Source organism: Shewanella sairae (assembly GCF_023283535.1).
GTDB lineage: Bacteria > Pseudomonadota > Gammaproteobacteria > Enterobacterales > Shewanellaceae > Shewanella > Shewanella sairae.
This window is the reverse complement of sequence record NZ_JAKILT010000039.1, coordinates 40,621-49,651: the sequence shown is the minus strand read 5'-3', so window position 1 is coordinate 49,651 and position 9,031 is coordinate 40,621. Positions and strand designations below refer to the sequence as shown.

The 9,031-nt window shown below is 42.1% G+C and carries 6 protein-coding genes, 4 tRNA genes and 1 pseudogene; 1 reads left to right on the top strand and 10 read right to left on the bottom strand.

What is annotated here, in order from left to right; genetic code table 11:
• Window positions 1-175 precede the first annotated feature (175 nt).
• The 7 genes from L2748_RS15850 to L2748_RS15820 all read right to left on the bottom strand — a co-directional run bounded on the left by L2748_RS15850 (window position 176) and on the right by L2748_RS15820 (window position 3,115).
• A tRNA-Val gene (locus tag L2748_RS15850) sits at window positions 176-252 on the bottom strand.
• A gap of 2 nt (window positions 253-254) precedes the next feature.
• Window positions 255-331: transfer RNA gene (locus tag L2748_RS15845), tRNA-Met, on the bottom strand.
• 38 nt (window positions 332-369) lie between these two features.
• Window positions 370-446: transfer RNA gene (locus L2748_RS15840), tRNA-Val, on the bottom strand.
• Window positions 447-460: 14 nt separating this feature from the next.
• Window positions 461-537: transfer RNA gene (locus tag L2748_RS15835), tRNA-Met, on the bottom strand.
• Between the two features lie 494 nt (window positions 538-1,031).
• Window positions 1,032-2,246: an MFS transporter gene (locus L2748_RS15830; RefSeq protein ID WP_220781192.1), complete on the bottom strand. Its 1,215-nt coding sequence runs from the start codon at window positions 2,244-2,246 to the stop codon at window positions 1,032-1,034.
• Window positions 2,246-2,437: a hypothetical protein gene (locus L2748_RS15825; RefSeq protein ID WP_220781191.1), complete on the bottom strand. Its 192-nt coding sequence runs from the start codon at window positions 2,435-2,437 to the stop codon at window positions 2,246-2,248. The genes L2748_RS15830 and L2748_RS15825 overlap by 1 nt, the downstream gene beginning before the upstream one ends.
• Window positions 2,438-2,617: 180 nt before the next feature.
• Window positions 2,618-3,115 (bottom strand): VF530 family protein, encoded by a 498-nt coding sequence (locus L2748_RS15820; protein WP_220781190.1) that lies wholly within the window; start codon window positions 3,113-3,115, stop codon window positions 2,618-2,620.
• Window positions 3,116-3,458: 343 nt separating this feature from the next.
• Between L2748_RS15820 and L2748_RS15815 the strand changes: the two genes are divergently transcribed.
• Entirely contained in the window at window positions 3,459-5,063 is a 1,605-nt protein-coding gene (locus L2748_RS15815) for an ABC-F family ATPase (RefSeq protein ID WP_220781189.1), read from the top strand.
• Between the two features lie 186 nt (window positions 5,064-5,249).
• Here L2748_RS15815 and L2748_RS15810 read toward each other — a convergent pair whose 3' ends face one another.
• The 3 genes and pseudogenes from L2748_RS15810 to uvrB form a co-directional block, all read right to left on the bottom strand.
• Window positions 5,250-5,900, bottom strand: a complete 651-nt coding sequence (locus L2748_RS15810) for a CatB-related O-acetyltransferase (protein ID WP_220781188.1) — start codon at window positions 5,898-5,900, stop codon at window positions 5,250-5,252.
• 42 nt (window positions 5,901-5,942) lie between these two features.
• Window positions 5,943-6,602, bottom strand: a pseudogene (locus L2748_RS15805) (phospholipase A); the annotation flags it as partial.
• Between the two features lie 368 nt (window positions 6,603-6,970).
• Window positions 6,971-8,980, bottom strand: a complete 2,010-nt coding sequence (uvrB, locus tag L2748_RS15800; RefSeq protein WP_220781187.1) for an excinuclease ABC subunit UvrB — start codon at window positions 8,978-8,980, stop codon at window positions 6,971-6,973.
• Between the last annotated feature and the right edge of the window lie 51 nt (window positions 8,981-9,031).

Here is a 9,031-nt window from a genome sequence, read left to right as displayed (position 1 = left end):
TACTTTCTACAAAAACTCTGCAACGACCTTCGCCTAGCTTTTACAAAGAGTTGAGCCCGAGTAGCTTTTACACTGCTCCATTCCGCGTCCGCAATAACAACTAAGCTCGAGTAGCTAACGTTGCTTCTCAAACCAGTGCTAAATAATAGATTTTTGGATTCTTCTACAAAAGAATTGGTACAACCGAGTGGATTCGAACCACCGACCCCTACCATGTCAAGGTAGTGCTCTAACCAACTGAGCTACGGTTGTATTGGTTGCGGGAGCTGGATTTGAACCAACGACCTTCGGGTTATGAGCCCGACGAGCTACCAAACTGCTCCATCCCGCGACAGGGTAATAGATGTTTTAATTCTGCTATAAAAGAATTGGTACAACCGAGTGGATTCGAACCACCGACCCCTACCATGTCAAGGTAGTGCTCTAACCAACTGAGCTACGGTTGTACTGCTTAAGAAACTGGTTGCGGGAGCTGGATTTGAACCAACGACCTTCGGGTTATGAGCCCGACGAGCTACCAAACTGCTCCATCCCGCGACTGTATTCTTACCGTTCGTTTGGCTATTGCCTTGGAACGAGCGCTATAGTATGGCTATAGCGTGATTGTTGCAAGTAAAAAAACACAAATAGCTGCTAAGCGGTGAATTGCTGGCCAACTTGGGTGTGCTTTAAGCTATTTTGGCATTTTTTAAGTAAAACAATTACAAACGAGAATGTTTAAGGCCAATTTATAAGCTTATATCGTTCGATTTTTAAAGCGGTATTCTCATTATTTCAGTAGAACGAAGTAAAAGTACCGCAATCATGACCTAAATGAGAAAGATATATAGCTAAAGTCGAACTTTGCATCTTTGCAGAGCTATCTATAAGCAACTGTTGCCACCCTAACTCTAAATCAAGTGAAACGACGACTTAGTAAATAGCAAAAAACCACCGACTGGTGGTTTTTCAAAGAGCTTAGATTTTTACTTATATTAAAGTGCTCACTAGAAGTCGAGATTAATCTTCTAAATTATAGCCCTATTCTACTATTAATAACTAAGCTCAGGCTTAACCTGAGTTGCTATTGGTCGCTCATCTATTGGTAAGTGCATTAGTGCAGCAATAAAAGCTAACACTACCGTGCTCCACCAAATTGGCTCGTAACTTCCATAATAGTCATAAATACGACCACCGACCCAAGCGCCTAAGAAACTGCCCACTTGATGAGTAAAGAATACTAAACCATATAGAGTCGAAAGATAACGAGCACCAAAGATCTGCCTTACTAGACCAGATGTGAGAGGTACAGTCCCTAACCAACAAAAACCAATTGCAGCACCAAACAATGCAGCAGTGTTGTCGGTCACAGGCAAAGTCACAAACGCAGCAATAACTGCCGTTCTTACGAAGTAAAGCGCACTCATGACATATCGCTTGCTAAACCTGTCACCCATTACGCCCCAAAAATAAGAGCCAAATATATTAAATATACCAACATAGGCCAAGGCTAGTGCTGCAGTAGAAGCATCTAAGTGCTTATCAGCAAGATAGCTAGGTAGATGTGTGGCAATAAACATAACGTGAAAACCACATACAAAGAACCCCATATGGATTAACCAATAGTTACGATTAGTGGCTGCTTGCCTTAAAGCCTGCCCCAGCGTCTGCTCATCGGCTAGCTCTTTACTATTGCTCTCGCTCTTAGTGGTTTTCATAAAAGAGGCAAACGCAAACATAATGCAGCAAAGAAGCGCAAAAACTTGCAAAGCCGTTTGCCAATCAAAGTGTGTTAATAAGCTTTGCGCCCCAGGGATGACCGCGAACATGCCAAATGATCCAGCCGCCGTGGTTAACCCAAATGCTTTAGCGGTATGCTCCGCAGGTACAACCTTAGCAACGGCGCCTAATACAACCACATAACTTGTGGCACTTAAGCCTAAGCCAATCAGCATACTGATAGAGAAGTAGAACATCTCACTATTAGTTGATATAGAAGTCAGCAATAAACCTAAACCATAAGTAAGCGCCCCAGCCATTATTATTTTCTTCGAGCCTAGTCTGTCAGCGGCCATCCCGACAAAAGGCTGAAACACACCAAAAAGCAAATTTTGTAACGCAATAGCAAAGCTAAAGAACTCACGACCTGAATCAAACGTCATCGATATTGGCATCATAAAGATCCCAAAAGATTGGCGGATCCCAAGGCTGATAATAAGTATACCGATGCCAAGCCACACTAATAATGGAAAACGAAAAATACTCATCAGTTTAACGCTCCATTTTCTAACATCTTTGGTGTTTTATCACTTTTAGGCATTTGGTGGCAGCCAACTTCTGCACCATTGTCGCTAAAAGCATTAAGTAAAGGGGGGAAGTGATTGATTAAAATTAAAGTTAGTCCTAGTACCGCGGTCATACGTAGCAGCTGAGCAGAGATAGATTGAGATCGCATCATTTTACAAGGTTACTTAAAAAGGAGGCGCATACTACTGATTAGTCTGCCATGAAACAAATGAATAAATAGAATCTGCACTATGCACCTGATGCATGTGTTAACTTGAAAGAATGGAGCAAATAAAAAAGGACCTTACAGGTCCTTCTATCGACAAATTACAATAATTGTATTAAATGCAGATCACTTACCCCAAGGGTTAGTAGGGTCTTGTGACGCAGGTGGGCGCTTAGCGCCACTTCGGCGGTTTTGTGCATAAGAATCTTGAGCTTTAGGTTTGTCTTTACCGAAACGTGGACGCGACCCGTTTTTCTTCATTTCTTTATAGTTTTCCATGGCTTTAGTGCGCATTTCTGCAACCAACTCCACAGTTAACTTTTCAGGTTTACGCGGCACAATACCGTCAGCATAACCACGCTCGCGTGGTTTAAGTGCCATTTGGTCTTCATTGCCTTTTGGCATGCGCTTAAAACGATACAGGTAAAACGCTTCTACACGTTCCCGCGCCCACTCAGTCTTTTTCAAAAACTTTACACATGCATCCATATTTGGATTTAAATTAAAGCATGCCAATCTAAGGGCAGCGTAAAGTACTTTATAGTCATAAAACTTCACAAGCTCAGTTAGCATGGTTTCAAGTTTTAAGCCGTGAAGCGGGTTGTTCTGTTGATGTTCAATCATGGGGTGTCCAAATGTCGCAGGTAATATGTAAAGCGCAAGCACCTATTATAATGATAACCATTTAATAAATACTGAAGACCACTCATAGCGCTGGTCAAAACAATGTCTTAATAATAACAAGAAAAAGCCCTTATCACCCAATCAATTCGTACTCCGAGCGCATTTATTGGCAAAAGCCAGCTCAAACACTATAAATATCAGACTTTGCAATACATGATTGCTCGACATCTAAGCACCTACCTCTGTATAATCCGCGGCTGTTTTGCCTCTCGAACAGGATTAGCCTTGCTAACCTGTTAGCGTCTTTGGCTTTCACTTTATATTATTCACTCAGGATACTCTTTTGATTTCTACCGCAAACATCACGATGCAGTTTGGCCCAGAGCCATTATTCGAAAACATTTCCGCTAAATTCGGTAACGGCAATCGCTACGGCTTAATCGGCGCAAATGGTTGTGGTAAATCCACCTTCATGAAGATCTTAAGTGGTGAGCTTGCTCCTACGTCAGGTAACGTTTCAATTACTCCAGGTCAAAAAGTCGGTACTTTGAGCCAAAACCAGTTTGCATTTGAAGAATTCAGCGTCATTGACGCGGTAATTCAAGGAGATGCAAGACTGTGGGAAGTTAAGCAAGAGCGTGAGCGCATCTATTCACTACCAGAAATGAGTGAAGAAGACGGCATGTACGTTGGCGAACTAGAAAGCGAGTTTGCTGAAATGGACGGCTATAGCGCTGAAAGCCGTGCTGGTGAAATCCTGCTTGAAGCGGGCATTGAAGAAGAGTTGCATTTTGGCCTAATGAACCAAGTGGCTCCAGGTAAAAAGCTGCGGGTACTTTTAGCGCAAGCATTATTCTCAAACCCTGATATCCTGCTACTTGACGAACCTACCAACAACTTGGACATTCACACCATTAATTGGTTGGCTGAAGAGCTTAATAAGCGCAAGTGCACCATGATCATCATTTCGCACGATAGGCACTTCCTAAACACTGTATGTACCCATATGGCGGATATCGACTACGGTGAGCTACGTATTTATCCAGGTAACTACGAATACTTTATGGAAGCGTCTGCACTGATACAAGAGCAACTATTAGCGGGTAACGCTAAGAAAAGCGCTGAAATGACTGAACTACAAGACTTCGTTAACCGCTTCGGTGCAAACGCATCTAAAGCGAAACAAGCAAGTTCACGCGCTAAGAAGCTTGAAAAAATTAGCCTTGATGAAGTTAAATCCTCAAGCCGTATGACGCCATCTTTGCGCTTCGAAGACGGTAAAAAGATGCATCGTCAGGCGCTTATCCTTGAAGATGTAGGTCACGGTTTTGATGGCGAAATGCTGTTTGAAGGCGGTGAATTGATCCTTGAGGCAGGTGCAAAACTTGCTGTTATTGGTGAGAACGGTGTGGGTAAATCAACCTTCTTACGTTGTTTGGTAAATGAATTACAAAACAAGCAAGGTATAATCAAATGGTCTGAAAACGCGTCTATCGGCTATTGCCCACAGGACAGCAGCAAAGACTTTGATAATGATATGACGCTATTTGATTGGATGTCACAGTGGCGCTTACCAAAGCATAACGACCTAATGGTACGTGGCATGCTTGGCCGTTTGTTGTTTACTGAAGATGACATCAACAAAAAAGCGCGTAACTGTTCTGGTGGTGAGAAAAACCGCCTGTTATTCGGCAAGTTAATGATGATGGACATCAACGTACTTGTTATGGATGAGCCAACGAACCACATGGATATGGAGGCCATTGAAGCACTAAACAATGCGCTTAAAGTGTACCAAGGCACATTGGTTTTCGTGAGCCATGACCGTGAGTTTGTATCATCACTCGCTACACGCATCATCGACGTAAAAGACAAAAAACTGGTTAACTTCCAAGGTACTTTCAACGAGTACATGGCAAGCCAAGCAGAGAACGAAGCAAAGAAGTAACTTACGCTTAATCAAAAGATGGCGCTACCTTAATGGTGAGCGCCATTTTTGTTTGTACTGCTGCACTTAAATTAAAACTTAGAGCTACACTTAGAACAGTTGTACTTAGCATTTTTAAAGCAATACTTTTAGTACGTTAATACATAGTGCTTTACAAAAGTTGAGCGGTTTATAACAGAACTAAAGCTATTTATTGGCTAAATGATATTGATATAAGCCTTCTATATCAGCACTACACATTAATGGCATCGCCCCTTTCAACTTTTCAAGCGGCCAATCCCACCATTTCATGGTGAGCAACTGGGCAACCGCTGCATCATCGAAACGCTGCTTAACCAATTTATTATTGCCCACCACCACGCTATAAGGTGCGACATCTTTAGTGATCACAGCTCTTGAACCAATCACAGCGCCATCGCCAATGGTAACGCCCGGCATAATCATCGCCTCAGAGCCAATCCATACATCATTTCCAATCACCGTATTGCCTGCTCGCTCAAAGCCGCTCTTAACGTGGTCGCCAAACTCCTCAGGCGAAAATGGATAAGTAGAGATCCAGTCCATGCGGTGACCTTGATTGCCTGCAAGCATAAAGCAAGCGCCCGAGGCGATTGAGCAGAATTTACCAATAATCAGCTTATCGACTTCGCCAAAAACGCCCGCTTCCCATACATCTATGGTCGAGCTGTCTCCGAGAAGGTAGCGAACAGATTGCTCTTCAAAAGACTTGCCATGATAAAACCCGGAATAATAAGAGTATTCACCCACTTCAATATTAGGGTTAGTGATCTGCTGCTTAAGTTTTTTAGACTCTAGCCAACTAGAAAATTCGTTCATTTTTACTGCCTAAATAAATATTCTGCATATTCTTATGTGTTCTTAAAACGCGATACCAAGTCCTACAGCATTATCAAAATGATTGTAGTCGGAAATCGTTAACCCATAACCACTTTGCACTTTTAAATAACCTTTCAATCCTTTATAAATGGGAAACCGCCAACTGAGTTCCTCATAGCCATTAGAAAAGCCACTCTCTAACAAGTTACGCACAGTTACACTAAGCTGATGCTCACCAATATACCAATCGGCTTTGATCGCGCCGTAGCCCATATAATCATCTATATCTTGGTTGTAATCGGTGCTTAAACTTATCCATGGTTTAAAGCTGAGTTCTATCTCATCAAATGCGAGTGATAATTCGGCATAAGCACGATTCCAACTACGCTCATAAATGCCGCCTTTACCGTTAGACTGATGCTCAAAACCAATACTGGTACTCTGCCAGGTGGCTTTCTCATCAGCGTGTTGCCAAAACCAAAGCACCTGCGGCTGATATTGTGAGTCGCGAAAATAAGCAGAATCATCATAAGCCTGCCAATTTGATATTTGACTATAGGCGACGTAAAAACCGTCATTGTCGGTAAACAAGTTTCTAGCAATGCCATATTTTAAACTGAACTGAAATTGTATATTAGTTTCGCTGATCTTACCCTTATTAGGGTTTTGCGGCGCGTAGTAAGCTTGATTCGCAGATTGAGTTTGGTAAACAGGTTATATGAAATTATTGTCAAACACTTTCAAACTATAGAGATCTTGTTCTGGAACCAAGCCTGCAACACCTGTGACTTCCTTACTTAAGTGACCTGCCTCTTTAGCCTGTATACTTGCCGCGGCCAGTGTGCTTGTAAACAATACAATTGTGACTTGATAGCTCAAGATTAGTAATCTCCCTATAGAACCGTACCATCCAACAATAAAAAGACACAGAGGCAATTTATACAAACTCACCTCAATGTCTTAATATATTTGAATAATATTGATTTTTATAGCGAAAATCTCAACTAACCCATCAATTATTCTAAAAGATTAAAATTCTTGATGAAGTATTATCACTTAAAACACCTGCTCTACATATAAATAAACTGACGATAAAGCAGCACTAACTGTTCTCGTACTCGTTTAGCATCCTCTAGATTTGATGAATCTACCAGGCTTATTAATTCTTTCTCTTTATCGGTAATTAATTGGCAAAGCTCAGCCAAACTTTCACAAAAACCGACTCTGTCTTGGGCTCTTGTAATGACCTCAAGACTTGGTTGACCATCGGTTTGTGTCTTCTCAAGCTTACGCCCCGATGAGCTAGGTACAATTGAATTTAAGCGGTTGTACTCAATTTGTTCTGCTCGGCGATTTTCTGAATCATCTATGGCTCTTTTCATCGCAGGAGTCATCTTATCTGCGTACAAAATCGCCTTACCATGTTGATTACGAGCAGCTCTACCGATAATTTGAATCAAGGCTTGTTCTGAGCGTAAAAACCCTGCGTGATCGGCATCAAGTACCGCCACAAGTGACGCTTCGGGAATATCTAATCCCTCTCTTAATAAGTTAATCCCAATCAATACATCATAAGTACCAGCGCGAAGCGCGTTTACCGTCTCAATTCGATCGTGCGTTTTCACATCGGAGTGCAAATAGCTGACTTTAATTCCTTTGGCAGCCAAATGATTATTTAAGTTCTCCGCGCTTTTCTTGGTTAATGTCGTAATCAAGGTTCTTTCGTTACGCTGGTTTCTGAGCTTAATCTCATGAAATAGATCTTCAATACTGTTAGCTGATGGCCTAATTTCAATTTCTGGATCCAGTAAACCGGTTGGGCGAATAATTTGCTTAAACACCCGCGACTGTGATTTTTCAAGCTCATAGTGACCGGGTGTTGCAGATACGAATATGGTTTGTGGTTTGATCCCTTCAAATTCAGCAAAACTCAAAGGGCGATTGTTTTTGGCAGACGGTAAGCGAAAACCAAAATCGATAAGCGTGCTCTTACGGCTCTGATCGCTCTTATACATAGCCGAGATCTGCGGGATCATCACATGGGATTCATCAATAAACAATAAGCCGTCTTTAGGCAGATAATCGAATAATGTCGTTGGCGGTAAACTAGGATCTCGTTGATTAAGATAGGACCCATAATTTTCAATACCGGAGCAATAACCTTGAGTCGTTAACTGCTCTACATCAGCCAACGTTCTTTCATATAAACGTGCCGCCTCTGTGAATCTATTTTCACTGTTAAGTTGCTCTACTTGGCGCTCCATGTCAGCCATGATTTGCTTACATGCTAATTCAACCTGCTCTATCGATACTGAATACAATGTTTTTGGCGATACCAGATATTGTTCAATATCATCAAGCTTGTCACCGCTAATTGCATCTACCCAATAAAGCTTGGCGATATGGGTGCCAGAAAACTCGACAGTGAGCGACCTATGTTCTGAATCCGCCGGAAAAATATCTATCGCTTGGTCACGCACTAAAAAAGTGGCTCGCTTGATGGTGCGTGTACAACGACTGTACTGCAGGCGCTCAAGTTGTGAGATTAAAAGCTCAACATCAACCTCTTGACCTAACTGCAAGTGAACTTGTAACGACCGATACGCCTCAGGATCTCCTAAGCCATATACAGAAGACACCGAAGCAACGACAATTACATCTCGGCGTTCAATTAGGGCTTTAGTGGTCGATAAGCGAAGGCGTTCAAGTTGCTCATTAATAGCAGAGTCTTTACGAATAAAACGGTCACTGCCAGGAAGATAAACCTCCGGTTGGTAGTAATCATAATAAGAGACAAAAAACTCCACTGCATTTTCGGGAAAAAATTGCTTCATCTCACTATATAACTGAGCCGCCAGCATTTTGTTATGTGCTAGAATAATTGTTGGTCGTTTGAGGCGGTGAATAATGTTGGCGACCGTAAAGGTTTTGCCAGAGCCAGTAACGCCTTTTAAGGTTTGATGAGTGGCGCCTTGCTCAATTCCGTCAATCAGGCGAGCAATAGCTTCTGGCTGGTCGCCAGATGGTGGATAACTGGAATGCAATATGAATTTATTTTTTGAAGAATTCGAATGAGACATTAAAACCGCCTTTATAATCGATAGCTGGCAGAGGCTAGCCCCCTATTCAAA